The following is a 24,290-nucleotide window of genomic DNA, read 5'->3' on the forward strand; positions in this document are numbered from 1 at the left end:
GGGACTCAGCGGCGTGAAACGCGATCAGAGACCGGCGACCAGGCCGGAGACCGGCGCGGTGTTCAGGCCGGTCACACCCTCGACGGTGCCGACGGCCGTACCGAGGAGGCCGGAGACCGGGGCAACGCCGTCCACCAGACCGGTGACGGTGCCGACAGCGTTCAGCGCGAGGCCGCCGGAGACGTTGTCGAGGTCGGCGTCCGAGATCTCGGCGGTCTCGACACGGGGGGTGGAGTTCATGATGGAACTTCCCTTCATATGGATATTCACAAGGGGGAGAGCGGCCCCCTCTGGGGGACAGATGGCGGCCGCCACCGCAGGGGTGCGGCTTCCGTTCCCGGAAGCTGTGCTGCGACCTCCGCGGTGCAACGGATCAAAGCACGGCCGCGGGGCGGGCTTCCAATCAACCAGGGCTCTCACCTGGGCACTTGTGCTCCATGGGCGGGGAACCGTGCAGGCGCCCACACGCCTCTGCGGCGACTTCTTCACAAGCTGCGCGGCATCGATTCACGGGAGCTCTTGCCGCTCCCGGACCGAATGGGACAGTCCCGGCCCAATGGCACGCAGGGGGGCGCGCGCCTGTGCAGATCCATCGCACGCGGTGACTTCGATGAGTATGGGCTGTGCAGATTCGCTGAACCCGGGATTCCGTTCTTGATCGGCGACGGAACGTCGCCGATCGATTGCACACCGTGCCGACGGGCCGAGTCGTGCGGCCGTCGTCGTTCAGCCGAGGATCGCGTACACCGTGCTCGCCCGCGCCGCGATCTCCGCCGACCCCTCGGCGGTCATCGTGATGTCCGCGAAGGCCATGCGGCGGCCGAGTTTGGTGAGGACCGCCTCGATCAGCACGTCCGCGTCCGTCACCGCCCGCTGGAAACTCGTGGACTGCTGAACCGTCGTCATCGGGACGAAGGTGCCGCGGGCCGCGGAGACCGCGATCACCGTCGCCGTGTCGGCGGCCGCCATCAGGGCCTGGCCGGACAGGGAGCCGCCCTCCCGGGCCAGCTGTGCGGACCATGGCAGCCGCAGGACGGCGCGGTGGTCGTCCAGCTCGACCACGGACAGACCGAGGTCGAGCACCCAGGGGGCGAAGTTGGCGGAGAGGATCTTGTCGGCTTCTGCGAGGGTCAACGTCATACGGCGCATTGTTCCCGCTCCGGCCGCCGGTTCCCTTGTACTCGCCACTGCCTGTCCGTTCCGGCCGTCGGTCGCGTCGCACCCGGCCGTCGGCTGTCCGCCCGACGTTTCCGGCCCCCGCCGCTCGCGCGCTCCCCTCTTGCTCCCCGTTCCCGGCCCCGTGCGGCGGAAATGGCCCGATTGGCTCCGCAATCCATGACTTTGTGTTGGCCAACTCCCGCAATTTGCAATGGCAGTTGAACACCTCGGGCGACTCACGCGTATCAACAGGCAACCAGGCGCCCCCCAGTCAGCTGCCGGACGGCGGCATCGACCCCGTCCCCAGGAGGTCAAGAGTTGAGTCACAAACGGATACCCAAGCGCAAGGCCGCCATCGCGGTGGGCGGCGTGGCAGCGCTCGGAGCAGCGGCTCTTCTGCTGCCCAACGCCAACGCGTCGCAGTCGAACGGGGACGACGCCACCCCCAGAACGTTCAAGTCGACCGATGTCTCGGACGTCGCCTCGATGCTCGCCTCCCAACTGGGCGACGCCTTCGCCGGGTCGTACTACGACGCGTCGAACAAGCAGCTGGTCATCAACATCGTCGGTAACAACAGCAACGTCGTCAATCAGATCGAGAAGGCCGGCGCCGTAGCCCACCAGGTGCAGAACAGCACCTCCGAGCTGCAGGCCGCCGCCAAGACGCTGAAGGCGGACGCGACGGTCCCGGGCACGGCGTGGTCCGTGGACCCGAAGACCAACGAGATCCGCGTGACCGCCGACTCCACTGTCACGGGCACCAAGTGGGACACGGTGGAGTCGACCGTCAAGGGCCTCGGCTCGGGCGTGGCGACCCTGAAGAAGTCCGCGGGCACCTTCAAGACGTTCGTCGACGGCGGCGACGCCATCTTCGGCGGCGGAGCGCGCTGTTCCCTCGGCTTCAACGTCACGGCGGGCGACGGCAGCCCGGCCTTCCTCACCGCGGGCCACTGCGGTGTCGCCGCCGCGAAGTGGTCGGACGCGCAGGACGGCGCGCCGATCGCCACGGTCGACCAGGCCACCTTCCCCGGCAACGGCGACTTCGCCCTCGTCAAGTACGACGACCCGAACACGCAGGCCAACAGCGTGGTGAACGTCGGCAATGGACAGACCGTCCAGATCAACCAGGCCGCCGACGCCGCCGTGGGCCAGCAGGTCTTCCGGATGGGCAGCACCACCGGTCTCAACGACGGCAACGTCACCGGCCTCGACGCCACCGTGAACTACCCGGAGGGCACGGTCACCGGTCTCATCCAGACCGATGTGTGCGCCGAGCCGGGCGACAGCGGCGGCTCCCTGTTCACCCAGGACGGCAGCGCGATCGGCCTGACCTCGGGCGGCAGCGGTGACTGCACCGTCGGCGGCGAGACCTTCTTCCAGCCGGTCACCACCGCGCTGCAGGCGGTCGGCGCGACGCTGGGTGCCGGAGACGCGGGTGCCGGGGACGCGGGTGCCGGAGACGCGGGCGCCGGGGACGCGGGCGCCGGCGGCGCCGTGGACCCGAGCGCGAGCGCCAGTGACGCGGCGGGCGGCGCGGGTGATCAGGCCGGAGCCGGCGCGGACGACCAGGCCGGAGCCGGTGCCGCCGATCAGAACGGCGCGGCGGGTGACCAGAACGGCGCGGTCCACGACCAGTCCGGCGCGGGCATGGACGACGGCTCGGGCGTGGTGACCACCCCCTGAAGCCGGTGAATCCGGCGATCAAGAACCACTGACTCGGCCAACGGAACAGGGAATTCCGGTCGGCAGTGGACAGGTCCGGCCCTCCGGCGGGAGGGTCGGACCGCTCCGTTTCCGCGATCGGACCGCTCCCATTCCGCGATCGACCCGCTCCGTTTCCACGATCGACCTGCGCCCTTTCGGCGAGCCGTGTCGGCTTTCGCGAGCCGTGTCAGCCGAGCGGCCGTACCCGCAGCAGAAGCAGCGCGACATCGTCGGGCCGCTCCTGAACGGCCTCCTCGCCCCGCTGGAGCAGAGTGTCGGCCAGTTCGTCCAGGGGCTGGTCCCCGGCCGCGGCGAACCGGCGCCCGAGGTCGGCGAGGGCGTCCTCGATGTCGACGCCCGGTGACTCGATCAGACCGTCGGTGTACAGCGCGAGCACGGACCCCGGGACGAGCGGCACCTCCGTCGTCGGATAGACGGCGTCGGCGTCGATCCCGAGCAGCGGCCCGCCGGCCAGGTCGAGGACCTTGACCTGGCCGTCCGGCCGGCGCAGCAGCGGAGGCGGATGACCCGCGCGGGCCATCACGGCCACCCCGCGCGCGGGGTCCAGGCGCAGATACAGACAACTGGCGAACAGCTCGGCGCCGAGGTCGATGAGCAGTCGGTTGGTGCTCCGCATCACCTCCTCCGGCGCCTGGCCGACCGCCGTGTACGCGCGGACGGCGGTGCGGATCTGCCCCATCAGGCCCGCGGCCGTCACGTTGTGCCCCTGTACGTCCCCGATCACCGCCGCCGCCCGGCCGTGCGAGGACACCAGGTCGTAGAAGTCCCCGCCGATGTCCATGCCCTGAGTGGCCGGCAGATAGCGCGCGGCCGCCTCGATCGAGGCCAGCGGAGGAAGCGAGCTCGGCAGCAGCGCGGCCTGCAGACCCTGCGCGAGCTGGAGCTTGGCGTCGTAGAGCAGGGCACGCTCCAGCGCCTGCGCGATCAGCCCGCTCAGACTGGTCAGCACCGCCCGCTCGTCGGCCGCGAAGTGATGGGAGCGCGCGTAGCCGAGGACGCAGGTGCCCACCGGTCGTCCGGAGGCGATCAGCGGCAGATACGCCCACGCGCCCATGCCGTCGGGTGTCGCCTCCCGCGACGGGTACAGGCGCTCCAGCTGCTCGCGCGAGTCGAAGAACGCGGGCACACCGGTGTTCAGCGTCTGGGTGCCCGGGGTCTGCTCGCTCAGCGGCAGCCCGTCGAAGCGCTCCACGACCTCCGGGTCCGGATAGCCGCGATGCCCGAGCACGTGCAGGCGGCCGGCCCGGCTGCCGAGGACGACCAGGGCCTGACTGCCGACGGCGGGCGAGATCTCGTCCGCGATCAGCTGCACCACGTCCTGCACGCCCGCCGCCTCGGTCAGCGCGCTGGCCAGACTCAGCACATGGGAGATCGTCACCAGGCGATGGCTGCCGTCGCGCGGCTGCGGCCCCGCCCGGGTCATCTCGGACACCGGACGGGCCCGCGAGATACGGACGCTCAGCCCGCTCGTACTCGGATACAGGCGGAACGACAGCCAGTCGCCCGGCGGGCGCAGCGCGACGAACGAGGTCACGTGCTGGCTGATCAGCGCCGCCCGGTAGCGGTCCTCGTAGACCGGATCGTTCAGCCAGGGCACGGCCGCCCACAGCTGGGTGCCCAGAAGCCGGCTGACGGGCACGCCGAGCAGTTCGGCCGTCGCCGCGTTGGCGTAACCGACCCGCCCGTGCAGATCCAGCGAGCACAGCCCGTACGGCAGCCGCGCCACCATCCGTGCGGCCTCCACCGTGCCGAGCGTGCCGGCCGACGCCACAGCGGGCGGAGTGAGCAGGTCGGACTCGGGGCGCATCGGGCGGTGTTCCTCGGTGGCCCGCTCCAGGCGCAGCGCGAGCCGGTCGCCGGCGGCGGTGAGGTGCTGCCGTTCCCGGTCGGAGAGGTCCGTCGGGTGCGAGCCGGGCCACGTCACGTAGGCGGCGCCGTACACGGTGGTCGCCGTCGCCACCGGAACCGCCGCGAGCGCGAAGGGGTAGGGGAGCACCACCGCGATCCGGGGGTACCTGCGGGCCATCTCCTGCTCGCCCCCCACCCAGATCAGCCGCCGCTCCCGTACCGCCTCGGCGACCGGGATCGGCGCGCTGAGCCCCACGCGCTCCCACGGCGCGGCGAAGGCCCTCGGCAGACCGGCGGAGACCGCCATCTCCAGCACCGGCTCATGGGACGCCAGCAGGTACACGGCTCCCGAGTGGGCGTGCACGTCGTCCATCATCGCGGCCAGCGTCAGCGACAGCAGCGGCCGTCCCACCGGGGCCGGCCGACTCGCCGGCGCCTGTGCGGCCCCCTGCCCGTCGGACACGCCGACCACCTCCTCGCGGGGCCGCTGACGGCCTCCGCACCTCCAGGGATCAAGGCTCCCTCCTGGAGGCCCATCCCGCACGGCGAGCGAGGCCGGCGGACCCGCGCCGCTGCTCCTAGGCCTCGGGCCATGCCCCTCGTCGGCGCCCAGGAACGCTGTCTGTCTGCGCGTCGGGCCCCGTGCCACCGAGGCTTCCAGCCCGCCGGGGAAGCACGGACCGTCACGCCTGTCACCCGATCACTGTGCGAAACACATGAATCAAGACGAGTTCGATTTCGTTCGATCGGCTGTCCCGTATGGGCTGCCCCGCAGGCCCGACGGGTTCGGAACGGTCACAGGGGCTGCGCCCGAGCCCGGGAAGCGCTGTAATTGCGGCGTGGTCAGTGAGGGTGCTGCGGAACGCGAATCGAGAACGTCGCGCGCCGAACTTGCCCTGAAGACGCTCACCGCGGACCTCGACCCGCGCGAACGGTTGCACCGCCTGCTCGAACAGGCACTCGTCTTCACCGGTGCGACCGTCGCCGCCGTGTACTCACCGAGCGTGAGCGGCGGCGAACTGCATCTGGCCGAGTCCGCGGGGGTGCCCAGGACGTTGTACGGGCTCCGCGACAGCTACGCGCTGTCCGGCAGCTCCCCGGCCGCGGAAGCCCTGCGCTCCGGGGAGCCGTGCTGGCTCGGACCGGGCGAGGTCGCCCGCTGCGGCGATGCCCGGAGGCTGACCTCCCAGGACTTCTCGCTGGCCGTGCTCCCCCTGCGGGACAACGGCTGCATGGTCGCCGTCAGCGAGAACCCCGACGGCTTCGGGGCCGAGGACCGGACCTGCCTCGGGATGCTCGCCGAGGCCGCCATCTGCCCGCCGCCCCCGCTGCCGGACGACGTGGCCGCACTGCCCGCCAGCTCGTTCAGTCTCTCCATGGACACCGGACACGTCGAGGTCGACGGCGAGGTGCTCGACCTGTTCGGGCTCAGCTCCACCGCCTTCGACGGCAAGGTCGAGACCCTGCTGTCGATGACCGTGCCCGAGGACCTCCCCTCGCTGATGTCCGCGGTGGAACCGGACCACATCTCCATCGGCGAACGCGAACTGGAGTTCCGTATCCTCCAGCCGTCCGGCGGACACAAGTGGCTTCGGCTGCGCGCCCGCCTGCTGCCCTCCGGCGAAGGGCGCCCCGCACGGCTCGTGGGCACCGTCTCCGACGCCTCCAAGCTCCGCTCCCGCCTGAACGACGTGGGCCGCGTCCAGCGGCTCGCCGCCGCCCTCGCCACCGCCGGCACCGTCCGCGATGTCGGCCAGGCCGTCGTCACGGCCCTGCGCAAACCACTCCAGGCCGACCGGATCGCCCTCGCCGAGCTGGAGGGCGACCGGCTCGTCGTCACGCTTCTGGACCCGCCCGAGCCGGAGTACTGGCCGGAGCTGTGGCGCAGCGAATGGCGCTCCGAGTGGCCCGACGCCCCCGTCCGGGCCATGCCCACGCTCGCGGCGGCCCTCAACGAGGGGCGCCCCGCCATCTGGCCCGCCGGCGCGGACCTGGAACCCGCCCTCGCCGAGGTCGGCCCCGGCGGCCTCGCCGTCCTGCCGCTGCCGGCGGGCGGACGCATGGCCGGCGCCTGCCTGATCGGCTGGGACACGCCGCACGACTTCGGCCCCGAGGAGCGCGCCCTGCTCACCGCCTCCGCCGGCCTCGCCGGGCAGGCCCTGGTGCGCGCCCACGCCTTCGACGCCGAACACGAACTGATCGGCATGCTCCAGCGGACCCTGCTCCCGCGCAGGCTGCCCCGGCTCCCCGGCGCGGTTGCCGTCGCCCGCTACCTGCCGACCACGTCGGGCCTGGACGTCGGCGGCGACTGGTACGACGTGATCCCGCTGCCCGACAACCACGTCGCCCTCGTCATCGGCGACGTCCAGGGACACAACGCCTCGGCGGCGACCCTCATGGGCCAGATGCGCACCGCCCTGCGCGCCTACGCCGTCGAGGGCCACCCCCCGGACGTGGTCGTCTCGCACGCCAACCGGCTCCTGCTCGATCTGGAGACCGATCTCTTCGCCACCTGCTGCTATGTGGATGTCGACATGGAGGAGGGGTCCGCCTGGTACGTGCGCGCCGGACACCTCCCACCCGTACTGCGTCACCCGAACGGCGGTACCGAGGTCCCCGAATCGGACGTCGGACCGCCGCTCGGCGTCATCCGGCAGACCGACTTCCCCATGAGCCCGCTGCGGCTCCAGCCCGGCACCATCGTGGCGCTGACCACGGACGGGCTCGTCGAGTCCGTCGAGCTCGACATCGAGGACGGCCTGAACCGGCTCGCCGCGGGTCTGGCCGGCTCCGACCCCGCCCACCTCGGCCTCGTGGCCGACGCACTGCTCACCGGCGCCAACCGCAGCGACGACGTGGCCCTCCTGCTGATGCGCTACGACGGCATGGCGGTGCTCCCGCTCCGCGAGAGCTGGACCGTCTGGCGGGTCCCCGAGGCGGTCCGGCACGCCCGCCGCTACACCCGGCGCGCTCTGCGCACCTGGGGCGTCGGCGACTTCACGGACGCCGCCCTGCTGATCGTCTCGGAACTCGTCACCAACGCCCTGGTGCACACCGAGGGGCAGGTCAGGCTCGACCTCACCCTCATCAACCACCGCCTGCGCATCGCGGTCGCCGACAACTCGCCCCGGACGCCGATCAAGCCCACCAGCATCGGCTGGGAGGCCACCGGCGGCCGAGGCATCCTCCTCGTCGAGGCGATGTCGGCGACCTGGGGAACGGTGCCGGTGAGCGGCGGCAAGCAGGTCTGGAGCGAGATCGCGCTGGACTGACGCCGGTTCCCGGTGGAACGACGCGCCACCGCTGGACCGAGGTGGAATCACGCCGGAGCGACGCGGGGCCGCACCGGGGGGACCCAGAGCGACCCGGAGCGACCCTGAGCGACCCAGAGCGTCCCGGGGCGACCCGGAGCGACCCGGGGAGGCACGTAAGGGGCGACCGAGGGGGCGACCGGAGTGACACCCTGAAGCGGTGCGCCTCCTGCTGCTGTCCGACACCCACCTCCCGAAGCGGGCCAGAGAGCTCCCGGCCGCGCTGCTAGCCGAGCTTCCGCTCGCCGACGTCGTGATCCACGCGGGGGACTGGGTGGACGCCGCCACCCTCGACCTGCTGGAGGCCCGCTCCCGACAGGTCATCGGGGTGTACGGCAACAACGACGGCCCCGACCTCAGGGCCCGCCTCCCCGAGATCGCCCGCGCCGAGCTGGGCGGCCTGCGCTTCGGCGTCGTGCACGAGACCGGCGCCGCGCAGGGCCGCGAGCAGCGCTGCGCGGAACGCTTCCCCGACCTCGACGTCCTGGTCTTCGGCCACAGCCACATCCCCTGGGACACCACCGCGCCGACCGGCCTGCGCCTGCTCAACCCGGGCTCGCCGACCGACCGCCGCCGCCAGCCGTACCGCACGTACATGACGGCGACGGTGACCGACGACGGCCGGCTCACCGACGTGACCCTTCACCGGTTGCCGCCGCGCACCGGCTGATCACGGCTACCGCGGGTGGATCGCCCCGCCCGTCGCCGTCAGGGGCCTCCCGCTGCCGCCCCAGCGCAGCGCGACGATCTCCGCGGCGACGGACACGGCCACCTCCTCCGGTGTACGCGCCCCGAGGTCGAGGCCGACGGGGGAGCGCAGCCGGGACAGTTCGCGCTCCGACACGCCGGACGCCCGGAGCCGTTCGACGCGGTCGTCGTGGGTACGACGGCTGCCCATCGCCCCGATGTACGCGGCCGGGCGGCGCAGCGCCTCGTCGAGCAGGGGCACATCGAACTTGGGGTCGTGGGTCAGGACGCAGATCACCGTGCGCGCGTCGGTCGTCGTGCCGCTCAGATAGCGGTGGGGCCAGTCCACGACGACCTCCACGCCCGCCGGGAACCGCTTCGGGGTGGCGAAGACCGGACGGGCGTCGCACACCGTGACCCGGTAGCCGAGGAAGTCGCCGATGCGGGCCACGGCGGCCGCGTAGTCGATCGCGCCGAACACCAGCATGCGCGGCGGCGGCGCGAAGGAGTGCAGAAAGACGGTGACGGCGTCCTCGCGCCGTTCGCCGTGCGGGCCGTAGTGCCGTTGCCCCGTGGCACCCTGGGCCAGCTCGCCACGCGCGTCGGCGGCGACGGCGACGTCCAGCCCCGGCGACCCGAGCGAACCGGCAACCTGGCCGAGCGAACCGGCAACCTGGCCGTGCGGGCCGGCTACCTGGTCGGGCGGCCCGTCGGCCACCCGGCGGGGCGGCCCGTCGGACACCGCGCCGGGCCGCCCCGGCTCCTTGTCGGGCCCCGGCTCCTCGTCCGGCCCCGGCAAGTTGTCGGGCCCCGGCACCTTGTCGGGCCCCGGCTCCTTGTCCGGCCCCGGCTCCACGTCGCGGCCCGTCGTCGCGTCCCGCCCCGGCCCCTCGTCCCGCCCCCTCGCCGCGTCCGGACCCGGTTCTTCGTTCCGCACCGTCGTCTCGTCCGGCCACACGGCGAGCGTGGCTCCGCGCGGTGCGGGCCCGTCGATCACCGTCGCCACCGTCACGGGGCGTCCCGCGGCCACCGACTCGGCCACCGCCGCGAAGGCCGGGTCGTCGGCGGGCGACACCCGCCGGACCAGCAGCGTGATCTCACCGCCGCAGGTGAGTCCCACGGCGAAGGCGTCCTCGTCGCTGTACCCGAAGGTCTCCAGGCGCGCCTCGCCCGAGGCGATCACCTCCTGGGCCAGTTCGAACACCGCACCCTCCACACAGCCGCCGGACACACTGCCGACGACCTCGTCGCCGGGACCCACCGCCATGGCGGCCCCCGGCGCGCGGGGCGCGCTGCGGTCGACCGCCACCACCGTGGCCAGCCCGAACGGAGTTCCGGCCGCGTACCACTCGTACAGCGCCGGGAGGATCTCGCGCATCATCCGCTCCTCTCGCCGCGGGGGCGGGTCTGTCTCAAGGATCCGGTCACCGTCAAGGATCCGCTCCGCGACCGACCTTCGTGGAGCGTTAATGCGTTGCCGTCGAGGGAGGCCGCCTGCTGGACTACGGGGGAAGCGTTCACCGGGATCGAGGAGCAGAAAATGCGCGCACCGTTCATGTCCACCCAGGAAGGAATCACTCCCACTTCGAAGGACATGACACCCGGTGCATATGCTCAACCTGGGAATTCTGGCGCACGTAGACGCCGGTAAGACAAGCCTGACCGAGCGGCTGCTGCACACGGTCGGGGTCATCGACGAGATCGGCAGCGTCGACGACGGGGACACCCAGACCGATTTCCTCGCGCTGGAGCGCGAGCGCGGTATCACGATCAAATCAGCCGTCGTCTCCTTCGCGATCGACGACCTCACCGTCAACCTGATCGACACCCCCGGTCACCCGGACTTCATCGCCGAGGTGGAACGGGTGCTCGGCGTGCTCGACGGCGCCGTCCTGGTCGTCTCGGCCGTGGAGGGCGTACAGGCGCAGACGCGCGTCCTGATGCGCACGCTCCAGCGGTTGCGCATTCCCACGCTGATCTTCGTGAACAAGATCGACCGCCGTGGGGCGCGCCACGAGCATGTCCTGGAGAAGATCTCCGAGCGGCTCACCCCGGCGATCGTCCCGATGGGCGAGGTCGGTGAACCGGGCACGCGCGCCGCGTACTTCACCCCTTACCCCGAGGCCCGGCTGGGGCCGTACCTCCTCGATCCGCTCGCCGAGCACGACGAGGAACTGCTGGCCGCGTACGTCGAGGACACCGTGTCGTACGAGCGACTGCGCGCCGCTCTCGTCGCGCAGACCGGGGAGGCCCTGGTGCACCCCGTGTTCTTCGGATCGGCCATGACCGGCGCGGGCATCGCCGAACTGATCGCCGGGATCGGGGAGTTGCTGCCCGTCGCGAAGGCGGACACCGACGGACCGGTGTCGGGCACCGTCTTCAAGGTCGAGCGGGGAGCGGCCGGGGAGAGGATCGCGTACGCGCGGATGTTCTCCGGAACGCTGCGGACCCGGGACCGGCTCGCCCTGCACGACGGAGCGGAGGGGAAGGTCACCGCGATCAGCGTCTTCGACCAGGGCTCGGCCGTCCGTGAGGCGTGCGTGACCGCGGGACGCATCGGCAAGCTGTGGGGACTCGGCGCGATCCGGATCGGCGACACCATCGGCGAACCGAGGCCCTCGCCGGCGGGCGGACACCACTTCGCCCCGCCGACCCTGGAGACCGTCGTCTCTCCCGCCGACCCGGCCGACAGGGGCGCGCTGCATCTCGCGCTCACCCAGCTCGCCGAGCAGGACCCGCTGATCGATCTCCGGCACGACGACCTGCGGGGAGAGATCTCCGTATCGCTCTACGGCGAGGTGCAGAAGGAAGTCCTCCAGGCGACCCTGGCGGACGAGTTCGGCATCGACGTCCTGTTCCGCGAGACGACTCCCCTGTGCGTCGAACGGCCCCTCGGAACCGGAGCGTCGGTCGAGTTCAACAAGAAGGACCCCAATCCGTTTCTCGCGACCGTCGGACTGCGCATCGACCCGGCGCCGACCGGCTCCGGCGTGGAATTCCGCCTGGAGGTCGAACTCGGATCGATGCCGTACGCGTTCTTCAAGGCGGTCGAGGACACCGTCAAGGAGACGCTGGGGCAGGGCGTGCACGGCTGGCAGGTCACCGACTGCACGGTCACGATGACGCATTCGGGCTATTCACCGCGCCAGAGCCACGCCCACCAGGGCTTCGACAAGAGCATGTCCAGCACGGGCGCCGACTTCCGGGGCCTGACCCCGCTGGTGGTGATGGACGCGCTGCGGGCGGCCGGAAGCCAGGTGTACGAGCCGATGCACCACTTCCGTCTGGAGGCGCCGGCGGACACGCTCGCCGCTGTGCTGCCCTTGCTGGCCAGGCAGCGCGCGGTACCGCGGACCACGCGGCTGCACGGGTCCTCCTGTGTGCTGGAGGGTGTCCTCCCGGTGGTGCGGGCGCATGAACTGGAGCAGCAGCTCCCGGGGCTGACGCGGGGCGAGGGTGAGCTGGAATGCGCCTTCGACCACTACGCGCCGGTGGCGCAGGACGCGATCCCGGACCGTCCCCGGACCGATCTGAACCCGCTGGACCGCAAGGAGTATCTGCTGAACCTGACGCGCCGGGTCGGCGGGTGAGCCGACCGCCGGGTTCCGGCGCCGCGCGAGGAGGCGGTGAAACAAGAAACTTACTCACGAGTCAGAGGTGTTGACGCCTCCCGGGACCGGCGGGACTGTTGTGGACATGCCAAAGTTGCGTGCGCGTCTGCTCGGCGTCCTCGTACTCCTCACCGGCTTCCTCACGGCGGCGGGCACCGGGCCCGCCGCCGCGGACGGACTCCCCGACTCCCTCTGGTTCGACGAACCCGCCGCCACCCTCACGGTCGCGAACGGGCGCTTCACCGACGGCCTCGGCCGTGAGGTCGTCCTGCGCGGCTACAACGTCTCCGGCGAGACCAAGCTGGAGGAGAACAGCGGACTGCCCTTCGCCTCGGTCGCCGACGCGGGGAAGTCCGCGAAGGCGCTGCGCGCCCTCGGTGGTGGCAACTCCGTGCGCTTCCTGCTCTCCTGGGCGCACGCGGAACCCGCCCGCGGCCAGGTCGACAGCGCCTACCTCGGCGCGGCCACCGACCAGATGCGCGCCTTCCTCGACGCGGGCATCCGCGTCTTCCCCGACTTCCACCAGGACCTCTACTCCCGCCACCTTTTCAACACGGGCAGCTGGTACTCCGGCGACGGCGCCCCCAAATGGGCGGTGACCGCGGGCGGTTACCCCCAGGAGTCCTGCGGCATCTGCCTCTTCTGGGGCCAGAACATCACCCAGAACGGTGCCGTCAAAGCGGCGCAGTACGACTTCTGGCACAACGCCTACGGGCTCCAGGACGCGTTCCTCGCCACGGCCCAGGCCACCATGACGTACGTCCGACAGCACCTCACCACCGCCGAGTTCGCGGGCGTCGCCGGCTTCGACCCGTTCAACGAGCCCTACGCGGGCAGTTACGACTCGGGCCAGACCAGCCGTACCTGGGAACGCGACCTGCTCTGGCCGTTCTACGGGAAGTTCCGGGCCCGCATGGACGCGGCCGGCTGGCAGGACAAGCCCGCCTTCGTTGAACCGAACCTCTTCTGGAACTCCAACATCAGTTCCCAGAAGCAGGAGGGCGGACTGCTGGACGCGGGCACCCTCGGCCCGCGCTATGTGTTCAACACCCACTTCTACGACCAGAAGGCCATCTCGGGCATCCTCATGTGGGGCAAGGCGGGGGACGGTCAGTACGCCACCGACTTCGGCACGGTCCGGGACCGGGCCTCGGCCGCAGGGACGACCGCGGTCGTCAGCGAGTTCGGCCATCCACTCTCGGGAACGGTCTCGGACAAGGCCCCGACCGTCGACAAGGCGATGTACCAGGCCCTCGACTCCCGCCTCCCGGGCTCCCGTTGGTGGACCGGAACGGCCTCGTCGGGACCGGTTCTGTCGGGTACCCAATGGCAGTGGGACATCTACAGCGGCCGTCACCACGAGCTGATGAACGACAACCCCGACAAGGTCCTCACCTCGGGCGACGCCTGGAACGACGAGGACCTCTCCGCCGTGCGCCTCGACGACTCGGGTACCGCCGTGCCGCGCCAGGACGCCCGGCTCCTCGACCGCCTCTACCCCGGCGCCACCGCGGGTTCCACCCTCGCCTTCACCTACGAGGACCGCTCCCGCGACGGCTCCACCACGCTGACCTGGAACCCGGTGCCCTCGACCCTGCCGCAGGTCTCCCAACTGGTGGGATCGGGGCAGTACGGTCTGCTCGTCTGGCGCTCCGACGGCGCGGCCGCCCCGACGGAACTCCACCTGCCTGCCTCCTTCCCGACCTCGGCAACGACCGTGGTGTCCGACCTCGGAGCGCTGGTCTCCCCGCCCGCCTACACCTCGGCCACGCCGATCGCCGTGGCTCCCGAGCCGGGCGGCACCGGAAGCCGCCGCCTCCTGCTCACCGCGCCCGGCTCGGGAACCGTGCACTACGCGTTGGTCACGAACGGGGCGAACGCCCCGTCCCCTGCTCTGCTGAACGGCGCCCGGACCGAACTGGCCGCCTGGGCAGCGGCGCAGTTCGGCTGATCTCCGGTCAACTGCCGGAAGCGCCGGTCCAGTTCGCCTCCACATGGCCGAGGCGAACTCGCTGGGGGTGGTCGCCGACCGGCACCGACACCGTCTTCTGCCCGGTGGCGAAGTCGATGGCGGTGACCTGGTCGGCGCCGCTCTCGGACACGACACAGTCCTTGCCGTCACCGCTGACGGTCGCCCAGTACGGCTTGGAGGCGGTGACCAGCGGACCTTCCTGGAGGGTCGCCCGGTCGACGACGGTCGCGTAGTCGTCCATCGTCCCCGCCACACACAGCTTGGTGCCGGACGGGTTCATCGAAATGCCGTGGTGGCGCGAGTCGTTCACCCAGGTCGTGCGGTCGCTGCTGGTGGCGGGGTTCTTCGGGAGGGTCTTGACCCGGGTGATCCGGTCGCCGGCGACGTCGTACTCCAGGAAGCCGTTGAAGAACGACACCTGGAAATACAGTTTGGACTCGTCCGGCGAGAAGACGGCCGGGCGGACGGCGTCGGAGTAGTCCGTGAGGCCGATCGCGTCGAGGCGCTGGCGCATGTCGATCACCTTGACCTGCTTGAAGGTGGTCGCGTCGACGACCGTGATGTGCCGGTCGCCCTTCGTCCAGTCGAGCCAGGGGTCGTCGAGAGCGGTGTTGACGTCACCGATGGCCATGTTCCAGATGTACTTGCCGTCGTGGGTGAAGACGTTCTCGTGCGGTTTGTCGCCGGTGGCGAAGGAACCGAGCTGTCTGCCGGTGGTGATGTCGAGAACGTGCACGGTGTTCGCGGTCGAGGCCGAGACCGCGACCCGGGTGCCGTCGGGGGACACGGCCATGTGGTCCGAGCGGTAACCCGACACCGCGAAACGCCAGTTGATCCGGCCGGTGGCGAGGTCGATCGAGACGACATCGGCGAAACTCGGGCGCGAGACCACCACCGACCTGCCGTCGGGCGTGGAGTACATGTCGTCGACGAACTGGTCGTGCCCCTCGCCGACGCCGCTTCGAATGGCCATGAAGTAGGCCCACTTGATGGGATCGGCGTTGATCGCCGCGAGCCGCTCGGCCTTGTCCGGGACGACGTTGATCCGGCCGACCTTCGCGAAGTCACCGGTGGACTTGATGACGTCCGCGGTGCCTTCCCAGTTGTTGCCCACGAACATCACCTCGCGCAGATCGGCGGCGGACACCTGCGCGGTGGCGGCGGACGCGGCGGTCGCCGTGGCGCCGAGGGTCAGCGTGAGGGCGGCGGCGAGAGAACAGAGGTGTCTGGGTCTGAAGACGGACATGGGGGGTCCTGTCGTAGAGGAGTGCGGGTGGCGGGTGCTGAAAGTCGGGAGCGCTTATGGATGGCGCGAGCATGACAATCAGAAATCTGAACACGTGCGCTTTCAAAGTGCACTTACTGGAAAGTAAGGAATGGGGGAGCCTCTCCACAAGGGGCGGTACACGACAAAATCGGCGGAGGGGCGAACGCTGGTTCGTGTCGGCGGTGAGGGAGGAACGCGTGGCGGGCAGGCTCAGACAGCCCACCGGCCGATACGGCGGCAGAACGGCCGAGGAACGGCAGGAGGAGCGGCGCCGCCGCTTTCTCGACGCCGGGCTTGAGCTGTTCGGCGCCGGCCCCGGCTACCGCTCCACGACCGTGGCGGCCCTCAGCGAGGCGGCGGGACTGTCGACGCGCCAGTTCTACGAGGCGTTCCGTACCCTCGAAGACGTACTGGCGGCCCTCCATCTCCAGGTCAACGGCTGGGCCGAGGAAGCCGCCCTGGCCGCGCTCGCCGAGGCCCGTGAGCTGCCGCTCGCCGAGCGTGCCACCGCCGTCTTCCACGCCTACGCGGCGAACGTGACGAGCGATCCGCGTCGCATCCGCATCACCTTCGTGGAGATCATCGGCGTGAGCGCCCGGCTGGAGGAGCAGCGGCTCGCCCGACGGGCCCGCTGGGTGGAGTTCATCTGCGGCGAGGCGGCGGCCGCCGTCGCCCGCGGGGAGGCCGCGCCGCGCGATTTCCGGGTCGCCGCGGCCGCCTTCATCGGGAGCGTGAACGGCCTGCTGCACGACTGGAACGCCGGATGGGTGGACGCGACGCTCGAAGAGGTCGTGGAGGAACTGGTCCGCCAACTGCTCTGGATCCTGCGGCCCGCCGGGTGGTGCGCGGACGGGGCCGCGAGTCCGTAGGTGGCGCGAGCCGGGGGCGGAGGGCGCGTGAGCCGCGAGTCCGTAGGTGGCGCGAGCCGGGGCGGAGGGCGCGTGAGCCGTGGGTGGAGACGGTCGCGAGCCGTGGGCGGAGGGCCGTGAGTCCGTAGGCGGTCGCGAGTCCGTCAGTAGAGGGCCGCGAGTTCGCAGGCGTGGGCGGTCGCGAGTCCGTTGGCGGGGCCCCGTGAGTCCGCAGGCGGTTGCGAGTCCGTCAGTAGAGGGCCCGCGAGGCCGCAGGGTGGAGGTGGGGACGAGTCCGCGGGGTGCGTCCTCGTCAGGTGCCGAGCCGGCCGAGCGCCTCAGCGACCGGCGCCACCCCGTCCTCGGCGCGAAGGCGCTCCGCCAGCTCCCGCGCGCTTTGGCGGTACGAGGGGTCCGTGGTCGCCCGCACCAGCGCCGACGCCAGCCGTTCGGCGCGCAGCCCCCGCAGCGACAGGGCTCCGGGCGAGACGCCGAGCGAGACGAGCCGGGCGGCCCAGAACCCCTCGTCGAACTGGATCGGCACGGGGACGGCGGGGACCCCGGCCCGCAGCCCCGCCGCTGTCGTACCGGCCCCCGCGTGGTGCACCACCGCGGCCATACGGGGGAACAGGAGGGAGTGCGGCACCTCGCCGACCGTGAACATGTCGTCGCCGGTGGCGCGCAGCTCACCCCACCCCCGCTGGATCACCCCGCGCAGCCCGGCGGCCCGCAGGGCGCGCACCACCTCAGCGCTCAGCCGCTCGGGATCGGGGAGGGTGGCGCTGCCCAGGCCGACGAAGACCGGAGCGGGGCCGGCGTCCAGGAAGTCCCGCAGCGCGGTGGGGAGTCGGGCGTCCTCGCCGTCGTAGGGCCACCAGTACCCGGACACATCGAGCCCGCGCCTCCAGTCCCGCGGACGGCGCACCACCAAGGGGCTGAATCCGTGGTGCACCGGCCAGGCCCGCCGCTCGCGGGCGCGGTGCGCCGCGACAGGACCGATGGGCGGCAGGCCGAGCCGTTGCCTCAGGGTTCGCACCGTGTCGGCGAAGACCCGCTCGACGGCCAGATTCACCCCGTACCCGGCCGCCCGGTTCACGGTGGGCCCCCACGAGCGGACGCCGGCCACCGGAGGGGCGAACTCCCTTGTCGGGGCGATTGGTTGGAGGTGTACTCCCATGCTGGGCAGGGACAGACCCTCCGCGACGGTGTACCCGAGCGGCCCCAGCGAACCGGACAGCAGGAGGACGTCGCTGGAGCGGGCCGCCGCGATCATGTCGTCGGTCAGCCGCCCAACGAGCGACCGGGCCATCTCGACGAGTCGGATGATCTTCCCGGCTCCCGTGACGCTGCGGTGCAGCCGCCGCCCGCGCGTGGACTCCAGCTCGGCCCGCGGATCGACGGGCAGCGCGTGGAACCCCACACCCGAACCCGACACCAGCTCCGCGAAGCACGCGTGCGTCACCAGAGTGACCTCGTGCCCGGCCCGCACCAGGCCGTGGCCGAGTCCGGTGAACGGCGCCACATCGCCCCGCGAACCCGCGCTCATGATCGCTACTCGCACGACGGTCAGTATGGCGGGGTTGGCGTCCGGAGGGCTGCGGAATACAGGCTCCGCATGAAACCAGCCATGGCTCGAAATCGCTCTAGCTCGCCACGATGGCGAATGATCGAATCGGTGCTCGATTAATCTCGGTGGTGGGGGTGGGCTGCGTGCGCGCGAGGTCGTACATGGATCTGCATCGGGAGATGTCCTCGGAGATCGAGGCGGAGCGGGAATCCGCACTCGACCTGCTCGGACCCTCTGCCGCGTCGGTCAGGGCGTCCGTCGCCGAACTCCTGGCACACCGGACGTTCGTCTACCCTCTGTCCGTGCTGCCGGTGATCGTCCACGCCGTGGAGACGGGCGCGACCGGGCCGGCTGTCCCCCTGGCCGTCGTCCATGAGCTGTGGTGGACCTCCGCGTGCTACCTGGACGACCTCGCCGACGGCCAGGCCGTCTTCGCCGCCGGTGGTCTCGGCGAGAGCGAGGCACTGCTCGCCACGGTCATCAGCGGAATTCCGCTCCCCCTGCTCGTCGTGCAGTCGCCGCGCATCCCCGAGGCGGCGCGCGTCCCGCTGTCGGCCGAGATCGTGAGGTGCTGGATCACGGCCACCGAGGGACAGTTGAAGGACCTTCGCGCGGACGTGGGCGCCGCCACCCGCGACGCCGTGGTCACGGCGTACCTCGGGAAGTCGGGCGCGCCCTTCAGCATGGTCACCGCCATGGCCGCGCGACTGGCGGGCCGCGCGGACGAAAGAGTCGAACTCTGGCGGGAGTTCGGCAACGTCTTCGGCATCCTGTGGCAGCTGTTCAACGATCAGCAGGACATCCTCACCGGCCGCGACGAAGACCTCGTGAACGGCACGGTGACCTATCTGCTGGCGTGCGCCCTGGAGAACGCCGAGCCGGATTCCGCGGACCGTATCCTGGAACTGCACGTCGCCGCACGGACGTCGCCCGATGCCCGCGCGGCACTCACCGGCATCCTGCTCGCACCGGACGTGCTGCGCCGGTACGAGGCGGACATCAACGGCTTCCGCGACGGCGCCCACCGTCTCCTGGACATGCTCGGCGGCGACGCGGCCCATCTGTCCGTCCTGCACGACCTCGTGGACCGGGCCTCCCCGATGCTTCTTCAGGCGGCGGAGCCCATCGCCCGAGCGGTTCCGGCCCGGCACCGATAGCGAGTCACCCGAGCTCCTTCGGTGCCGACCGCGACCGTGTGCCCTGGGTGCCGGCCTCGGAGTGGTGCAGATCGAAGGCCGGGGATTCCGACCGGATGCGCGGCAGGACGCGGAAGTTGTGCCGCGGCGGCGGGCACGAAGTCGCCCACTCCAGCGAACGGCCGTACCCCCACGGGTCGTCGACCTCCACCTTCTCCCCGTACCTGGCGGTCTTCCAGACGTTGTAGAGGAACGGCAGGAACGAGATGCCGAGCAGGAAGGACGAGATCGTCGACACGGTGTTGAGCGTCGTGAGGCCCTCCACCGCCAGGTAGTCGGGAATCCGGCGCTGCATTCCGTTGGCACCCAGCCAGTGCTGGACGAGGAACGTGCCGTGGAAGCCGAGGAATAGCGTCCAGAAGGTGATCTTGCCGAGGCGCTCGTCGAGCATCCTGCCGGTGAACTTGGGCCACCAGAAGTGGAATCCGGAGAACATCGCGAACACGACCGTACCGAAGATCACGTAGTGGAAGTGCGCCACGACGAAATAGGAGTCCGAGACGGCGAAGTCCATGGGGGGCGAGGCGAGCATCACGCCGGTCAGTCCACCGAACACGAAGGTCACCAGGAAACCGACGGCCCAGAGCATCGGCGTCTCGAAGGACAGCGAACCCTGCCACATCGTTCCGATCCAGTTGAAGAACTTCACGCCGGTCGGCACGGCGATGAGGAACGTCATGAAGGAGAAGAACGGGAGCAGGACGCCACCGGTGACGTACATGTGGTGGGCCCACACGGTCACGGACAGACCGGCGATCGCGATGGTCGCGCCGATCAGGCCCATGTAACCGAACATCGGCTTGCGCGAGAACACCGGGATCACCTCACTGATGATCCCGAAGAACGGCAGGGCGATGATGTACACCTCAGGATGGCCGAAGAACCAGAAGAGGTGCTGCCACAGCAGCGCCCCGCCGTTGGCCGCGTCGAAGATGTGGGCGCCGAACTGTCGGTCCGCCTCCAGCGCGAACAGCGCCGCCGCGAGCACGGGGAACGCCAGCAGCACCAGCACACCGGTCAGCAGCACGTTCCACACGAAGATCGGCATCCGGAACATCGTCATGCCCGGAGCGCGCAGACAGATGATCGTGGTGATGAAGTTGACCGAGCCGAGAATCGTGCCGAAGCCGGACAAGGCCAGCCCCATGATCCACATGTCGGCGCCGACACCCGGTGAATGCACCGCGTCGGACAGGGGCGCGTAGGCGAACCAGCCGAAGTCGGCGGCGCCCTGCGGGGTGAGGAATCCTCCGACGGCGATCAGCGAGCCGAGGAGGTAGAGCCAGTAGGCCAGCATGTTCAGCCGCGGGAACGCCACATCGGGTGCCCCGATCTGCAGCGGCATGATCCAGTTGGCGAACCCGGCGAACAGCGGCGTCGCGAACATCAGCAGCATCACGGTGCCGTGCATCGTGAACGCCTGGTTGAACTGCTCGTTCGACATGATCTGCAGCCCGGGACGCGCGAGTTCGGCGCGCATCAGCAGCGCCATCACCCCGGCGACGCAGAAGAACCCGAACGCCGTGACGAGATACAGCGTGCCGATCGTCTTGTGATCCGTGCTGGTCAGCCACTTCACCGCAGCGAGTCCGGGACGCCGTGCGCGCACGGAAGGGGGCGCGGTCGGCGCCGTAACAGTGTTGCTCTCCATGCCCCGCCTGTGTCCGACGCCGCCGCCCACGTCACACTGAGGGGAAGCGACGAGCGTCACACCGAGGGGTGTGACGACGGGGGACCTGCCGGACACCTACGGACTATGAGCAACGACGAGACCTTCGCCGCTGCCTATCGCGAGCACTACTGGGCGGTCAGCCGCTACGTTGCGCGGCGACTGGACGGCCGGAGCAGCGATGTCGAGGAGGTGGTGGCCGAGGTCTTCACCGTCGCCTGGCGGCGCCGGTCCGACCTCCCACCGTCCCCCCTTCCCTGGCTCTACGGCGTGGCCCGGCACTGTCTGGCCAACGCCGTACGCGGCTACGGGCGCCGCCGCAGGCTCCTCGACCGGCTCGGCAACCACGAGAGCGCGCACGGCAGGCAGGTCGTGGCGGGTCCCGACGCCGAGTCGCCCGCCGACTGGGTGCACGAGGCACTGGCCCGGCTCTCCCAGGCCGACCAGGAAGTACTGCGTCTGACGGCCTGGGAGGAACTCGGCATCGACGAGGTGGCCGTCGCCCTCGGCTGCGGCAGCCGGGCCGCGGCGATGCGCCTGCACCGCGCCCGCCGCCGGCTCGGAGCCGAGATCGACCGCCTGCGGATCACCGTGCCCACCGGCACCGCGACGCCCCGCCGCGACACCTCGAAGGAGCACGGCCATGGCTGACGAACTCGAACTCCTGCGCCACGCCAACCCGGTGCCGTCCGACGACCCCCGGTTCCACGACCGCCCGCTCGACCGACCGGCCGAGGCCCGCCTCGACGCCCTGACCCGTGCACGGCGCCCCCGCCCCGACCGGCCGAGGCGCGCCCCGACCCTGGGCCGCCTGCTCGACGGCCTGCGTCCACGCAGGCCACGCCGTTCGCGTCACTGGGCCTTCGGCCTCGGGGCGGCCGCAGCCGTCGGCGCGGTCGTGCTCACGCTCACCCTGTCGGGCCCGACCACCGTTCCCGCTGTCGCCGCGCCCCGCCCGCTGGTCGTCGCGCCCGGCTCCGCCGCCCTGCCCCTCGACCGGCTGGCAGGCTTGGCCGCCGCGTCCGACGACGTGCTCCGGCTGCGGCAGGGCACCCATGTCCAGAGCTGGAGCCTGAGCATGACCTCGGGGCCCGGCGCCCGCCCGCCCGTCACGCTCCCCGAGGAACGCGTCGTGCGCTGGGCGGCCGACGGCAGCCACACGGAGCTGGTCGTGGCGACCGATCCGCGCCACCCCGGCAGGCCGGTCGTCACCGACGCCGATCCCGTCCCGCGCACGGTCCAGGACGGCCACGTCCTCAGCCGGCGGACGTACCCGCCGAGTTGGAGCGACGCGCCGCCGCGGGCGGAACCGCCGCACGACGCCGCGCGGTTGCGCGCCTACCTGGACGAGATCGACCGCATCAACCCCATGGGCACGGACGAACTCCTGGACGCGGTGGCGGAGTTGCTGGACAACTGGACGCTCGGCAGCCGGGAGACCACCGCACTGGCCCGCGTCCTCGCCGACGCACCCGGGCTGCGCCCCGTGGGAGCGGTCACCGACCGGTTCGGCCGCCCCGGGCAGGCGTACGTGTACGACGACACGGCCCGGTCCGTCCGCCGGATGCTGATCCTCGACCAGACGACCGGAGCCGTCCTCGGCCTTGAGGACACCGTCACCCGGGCCGATCCCGAGTACGGCGTCGAGGCCGGTGCCGTGATGTCCTACCGCGCGTGGCTGCGCTGACCCCCGCCGGAGACGACCCCCGTCCGCGCGCCGCGCGGTCTCCTCGCATTTCCGGCGAGCGAGACCGGCGCCGTCCAGGAGCCGGGCCTGGGACGCGGGTTCCTCCGGAGCGCTGCTGACAGTCGCACGGACGCGCGGCGCGGACACGACAGCGGCGGTCTGCCCAGGGCCGGCTGTCAGGCGGCTCCCCGGTGGTGCTCCAGTCAGGGTCGGTCGCGGCCCGTCGACCGGAGCGGTCCGTACGATCACCTGCCCGCGGCGCTCGGAGAAGGGGGTGCCGTGGGGTCGGCGCCGGACAGGAAGCCGTGGGCCTGCGCCTCCGTGGTCGCGGCGCCGATGGCTCCCGCCCAGCGCGCCACCTCCCGCGCCAGCGCGGCGGCTCCGGCCTCGTCACCCGCGTCACGGGCCAGCACCGCGAGAAGCATCTGCTGCGAGAGCGTGCCGGGGACAGCGCCGGCGCGGGCACCCAGTTCGGTCGCGCGGCGCCAGCGTTCCAGGGCACGCGTGTGGTCGCCGCTGTCGTGGTCGTGATCGCCGAGGTGCCGCAGCGCCTCCCGCGACAGCAGGTCGTCCCCCGACTCGCCGGCCCGCAGCGCGGCCTCGTAGTGCGCGGGCGCGCGATCGCGCTCGGCGAGGAGGTTGTCGGCGACGAGGCCCAGATACATCTCCGCCCAGCCCCGGCGGACCGCGTCCGGCGCCCGGTCGCGCAGGCCCCCCGCGGCCGCGTGGAGAGCGGTGAGAGCGGCCGGGTCCTTGCCGTCGGGCCCGGGGCGGAACCGCCCGTCGACCCGGACCAGACGGAGGTAGCCGTGGCGCAGCCGGAGGAAGTCCAGATCCCAACCACCGTCCAGGCGGGCTTCCTTGAACGCCCGCTCCGCCGCGTCGAGCCGTTCCCCGGCCAGGCTCGTTCCGCCGAACCAGTCGCTCTCCAGGGCGACTTCGACGGCGGCCACCGCGAGCCGGGCGCGGTCGCGGGCGTCTGCGGCCCGGGCCGCGTCCAGCAGGTCCGTCGCGCGCCTCCAGCGACCGGAGATCCTCAATTCACGTACCGCGGCAAGAAGTTGGTCCAGCGGTACGACCGTCGTGATGGTGCTTGCGGTGTTTGTCATGGCGAGGAAAGTAGTAATCCGAAAAACTATCCACAAGGAAACTACTTTCGGAGGACCTCATGACAGAGCCGTGCGACGCGCCGGCCCCGGATTCCGTCGACCGGCATGTCGCGCTCTGGTCGCGGGAGCTCGACTGGATGGACCCGGTCAAGGAGGCGATCTTCGCCCGGCTCGCCGTTCTGGCCCGGCACGCCGACCGCGCCCGCCGGGACACCCTGCTCTCCGGCGGCCTCCAGCGCGGGCAGTTCAAAGTCCTGCTGATGCTGCGCAGGCTCGGCCGGCCCTACGAAGCGAGCCCGTCGGACCTCGCCGACATGCTCGGCCTCACCCGTGGCGCCCTGTCGGCGCGGCTCGGCCCGATGGAGGACACCGGGCTGATCACCCGGAGTGCCGGGGCGGCCGACCGCCGCCGGGTACGGGTGCGGCTCACCGGGGCCGGATATGAAGCCTTCGAGCGGCACGCGGCGTCGGAGGACGAGGGTGAGAACGCGCTGCTCGCAGTACTGAGTCCAGCAGAGAGGCAGACACTCGCAGGCCTGCTGCGGAAATTGGTCGTCGCCGCCGAGGCCGGTTCGGACGGGTCCTTCCCATTGCCGCACCAACCGAGAAAGTCCAGGTCAGACTCGACTTGACCT

At 71.3% G+C, this 24,290-nt stretch carries 18 protein-coding genes; 10 read left to right on the forward strand and 8 right to left on the reverse strand.

Features of this window, described 5'->3' with window-relative positions; all coding sequences use genetic code 11:
• Positions 1–24 precede the first annotated feature (24 nt).
• Together ABZX90_RS05260 and ABZX90_RS05265 are read right to left on the reverse strand one after the other, a co-directional pair.
• Entirely contained in the window at positions 25–240 is a 216-nt protein-coding gene (locus ABZX90_RS05260) for a type A2 lantipeptide (RefSeq protein WP_351125311.1), read from the reverse strand.
• Between the two features lie 486 nt (positions 241–726).
• Positions 727–1,140: a PaaI family thioesterase gene (locus tag ABZX90_RS05265; RefSeq protein ID WP_355201611.1), complete on the reverse strand. Its 414-nt coding sequence runs from the start codon at positions 1,138–1,140 to the stop codon at positions 727–729.
• Between the two features lie 336 nt (positions 1,141–1,476).
• Between ABZX90_RS05265 and ABZX90_RS05270 the strand changes: the two genes are divergently transcribed.
• A complete protein-coding gene (locus ABZX90_RS05270; RefSeq protein WP_355201613.1) occupies positions 1,477–2,841 on the forward strand; it encodes a S1 family peptidase in 1,365 nt (454 codons plus the stop codon).
• Between the two features lie 208 nt (positions 2,842–3,049).
• Here the strand turns inward: ABZX90_RS05270 and ABZX90_RS05275 are convergent, their stop codons facing one another.
• Positions 3,050–5,203: a SpoIIE family protein phosphatase gene (locus ABZX90_RS05275; RefSeq protein WP_355201615.1), complete on the reverse strand. Its 2,154-nt coding sequence runs from the start codon at positions 5,201–5,203 to the stop codon at positions 3,050–3,052.
• A 367-nt stretch (positions 5,204–5,570) separates the two neighbouring features.
• Between ABZX90_RS05275 and ABZX90_RS05280 the strand changes: the two genes are divergently transcribed.
• Together ABZX90_RS05280 and ABZX90_RS05285 are read left to right on the forward strand one after the other, a co-directional pair.
• Complete coding sequence (locus ABZX90_RS05280) at positions 5,571–8,003, forward strand: SpoIIE family protein phosphatase (RefSeq protein ID WP_355201616.1); 2,433 nt, start codon at positions 5,571–5,573, stop codon at positions 8,001–8,003.
• A gap of 199 nt (positions 8,004–8,202) precedes the next feature.
• The gene (locus ABZX90_RS05285; RefSeq protein ID WP_355201618.1) at positions 8,203–8,712 is read left to right on the forward strand and encodes a metallophosphoesterase; all 510 of its coding nucleotides are present in this window, start codon (positions 8,203–8,205) and stop codon (positions 8,710–8,712) included.
• 6 nt (positions 8,713–8,718) lie between these two features.
• Here ABZX90_RS05285 and ABZX90_RS05290 read toward each other — a convergent pair whose 3' ends face one another.
• Entirely contained in the window at positions 8,719–10,107 is a 1,389-nt protein-coding gene (locus ABZX90_RS05290) for an XdhC family protein (protein ID WP_355201620.1), read from the reverse strand.
• A gap of 226 nt (positions 10,108–10,333) precedes the next feature.
• Between ABZX90_RS05290 and ABZX90_RS05295 the strand changes: the two genes are divergently transcribed.
• Together ABZX90_RS05295 and ABZX90_RS05300 are read left to right on the forward strand one after the other, a co-directional pair.
• A complete protein-coding gene (locus ABZX90_RS05295) occupies positions 10,334–12,319 on the forward strand; it encodes a translation factor GTPase family protein (RefSeq protein WP_355201622.1) in 1,986 nt (661 codons plus the stop codon).
• A 106-nt stretch (positions 12,320–12,425) separates the two neighbouring features.
• Positions 12,426–14,291, forward strand: a complete 1,866-nt coding sequence (locus ABZX90_RS05300) for an endoglycosylceramidase (protein ID WP_355201624.1) — start codon at positions 12,426–12,428, stop codon at positions 14,289–14,291.
• A gap of 7 nt (positions 14,292–14,298) precedes the next feature.
• On the opposite strand, the gene ABZX90_RS05305 is transcribed toward ABZX90_RS05300, so the two are convergent.
• Positions 14,299–15,558: a YncE family protein gene (locus ABZX90_RS05305; protein ID WP_351125286.1), complete on the reverse strand. Its 1,260-nt coding sequence runs from the start codon at positions 15,556–15,558 to the stop codon at positions 14,299–14,301.
• A gap of 218 nt (positions 15,559–15,776) precedes the next feature.
• Between ABZX90_RS05305 and ABZX90_RS05310 the strand changes: the two genes are divergently transcribed.
• On the forward strand, positions 15,777–16,448 hold the full coding sequence (locus tag ABZX90_RS05310; RefSeq protein WP_355201626.1) for a TetR/AcrR family transcriptional regulator: 672 nt from the start codon (positions 15,777–15,779) through the stop codon (positions 16,446–16,448).
• 292 nt (positions 16,449–16,740) lie between these two features.
• Here the strand turns inward: ABZX90_RS05310 and ABZX90_RS05315 are convergent, their stop codons facing one another.
• Positions 16,741–17,973, reverse strand: coding sequence for a glycosyltransferase (locus tag ABZX90_RS05315; protein ID WP_351125606.1), 1,233 nt, complete (start codon positions 17,971–17,973; stop codon positions 16,741–16,743).
• A 182-nt stretch (positions 17,974–18,155) separates the two neighbouring features.
• On the opposite strand from ABZX90_RS05315, the gene ABZX90_RS05320 reads away from it, so the two are divergent.
• Entirely contained in the window at positions 18,156–19,151 is a 996-nt protein-coding gene (locus ABZX90_RS05320) for a polyprenyl synthetase family protein (RefSeq protein WP_351125280.1), read from the forward strand.
• A gap of 4 nt (positions 19,152–19,155) precedes the next feature.
• Here the strand turns inward: ABZX90_RS05320 and ctaD are convergent, their stop codons facing one another.
• Positions 19,156–20,841, reverse strand: coding sequence for a cytochrome c oxidase subunit I (gene ctaD, locus ABZX90_RS05325; protein ID WP_355201628.1), 1,686 nt, complete (start codon positions 20,839–20,841; stop codon positions 19,156–19,158).
• A 105-nt stretch (positions 20,842–20,946) separates the two neighbouring features.
• Here ctaD and ABZX90_RS05330 point away from each other — a divergent pair, with 105 nt between their 5' ends.
• Together ABZX90_RS05330 and ABZX90_RS05335 are read left to right on the forward strand one after the other, a co-directional pair.
• Positions 20,947–21,510, forward strand: a complete 564-nt coding sequence (locus ABZX90_RS05330) for a sigma-70 family RNA polymerase sigma factor (protein WP_351125274.1) — start codon at positions 20,947–20,949, stop codon at positions 21,508–21,510.
• The gene (locus tag ABZX90_RS05335) at positions 21,503–22,546 is read left to right on the forward strand and encodes a CU044_5270 family protein (RefSeq protein ID WP_355201630.1); all 1,044 of its coding nucleotides are present in this window, start codon (positions 21,503–21,505) and stop codon (positions 22,544–22,546) included. The genes ABZX90_RS05330 and ABZX90_RS05335 overlap by 8 nt, the downstream gene beginning before the upstream one ends.
• 245 nt (positions 22,547–22,791) lie before the next feature.
• On the opposite strand, the gene ABZX90_RS05340 is transcribed toward ABZX90_RS05335, so the two are convergent.
• On the reverse strand, positions 22,792–23,655 hold the full coding sequence (locus ABZX90_RS05340; protein ID WP_355201632.1) for a hypothetical protein: 864 nt from the start codon (positions 23,653–23,655) through the stop codon (positions 22,792–22,794).
• A 59-nt stretch (positions 23,656–23,714) separates the two neighbouring features.
• On the opposite strand from ABZX90_RS05340, the gene ABZX90_RS05345 reads away from it, so the two are divergent.
• Complete coding sequence (locus ABZX90_RS05345) at positions 23,715–24,287, forward strand: MarR family winged helix-turn-helix transcriptional regulator (protein ID WP_351125267.1); 573 nt, start codon at positions 23,715–23,717, stop codon at positions 24,285–24,287.
• Positions 24,288–24,290: the final 3 nt, after the last annotated feature.

The sequence above is a fragment of the Streptomyces sp. NPDC002935 genome, from assembly GCF_040611295.1.
In the GTDB taxonomy this organism is placed as follows: domain Bacteria; phylum Actinomycetota; class Actinomycetes; order Streptomycetales; family Streptomycetaceae; genus Streptomyces.

What these genes read in the sequence shown, in the direction of transcription:
- ABZX90_RS05315 (WP_351125606.1), bottom strand. Translation starts at nt 17,973, where the DNA reads ATGAGCGCGGGTTCGCGGGGCGATGTGGCGCCGTTCACCGGACTCGGC.
- ABZX90_RS05300 (WP_355201624.1), top strand. Translation starts at nt 12,426, where the DNA reads ATGCCAAAGTTGCGTGCGCGTCTGCTCGGCGTCCTCGTACTCCTCACC.
- ABZX90_RS05265 (WP_355201611.1), bottom strand. Translation starts at nt 1,140, where the DNA reads ATGACGTTGACCCTCGCAGAAGCCGACAAGATCCTCTCCGCCAACTTC.
- ABZX90_RS05345 (WP_351125267.1), top strand. Translation starts at nt 23,715, where the DNA reads ATGACAGAGCCGTGCGACGCGCCGGCCCCGGATTCCGTCGACCGGCAT.
- ABZX90_RS05290 (WP_355201620.1), bottom strand. Translation starts at nt 10,107, where the DNA reads ATGCGCGAGATCCTCCCGGCGCTGTACGAGTGGTACGCGGCCGGAACT.
- ABZX90_RS05305 (WP_351125286.1), bottom strand. Translation starts at nt 15,558, where the DNA reads ATGTCCGTCTTCAGACCCAGACACCTCTGTTCTCTCGCCGCCGCCCTC.
- ctaD (WP_355201628.1), bottom strand. Translation starts at nt 20,841, where the DNA reads ATGGAGAGCAACACTGTTACGGCGCCGACCGCGCCCCCTTCCGTGCGC.
- ABZX90_RS05320 (WP_351125280.1), top strand. Translation starts at nt 18,156, where the DNA reads ATGGATCTGCATCGGGAGATGTCCTCGGAGATCGAGGCGGAGCGGGAA.
- ABZX90_RS05335 (WP_355201630.1), top strand. Translation starts at nt 21,503, where the DNA reads ATGGCTGACGAACTCGAACTCCTGCGCCACGCCAACCCGGTGCCGTCC.
- ABZX90_RS05260 (WP_351125311.1), bottom strand. Translation starts at nt 240, where the DNA reads ATGAACTCCACCCCCCGTGTCGAGACCGCCGAGATCTCGGACGCCGAC.
- ABZX90_RS05340 (WP_355201632.1), bottom strand. Translation starts at nt 23,655, where the DNA reads ATGACAAACACCGCAAGCACCATCACGACGGTCGTACCGCTGGACCAA.
- ABZX90_RS05330 (WP_351125274.1), top strand. Translation starts at nt 20,947, where the DNA reads ATGAGCAACGACGAGACCTTCGCCGCTGCCTATCGCGAGCACTACTGG.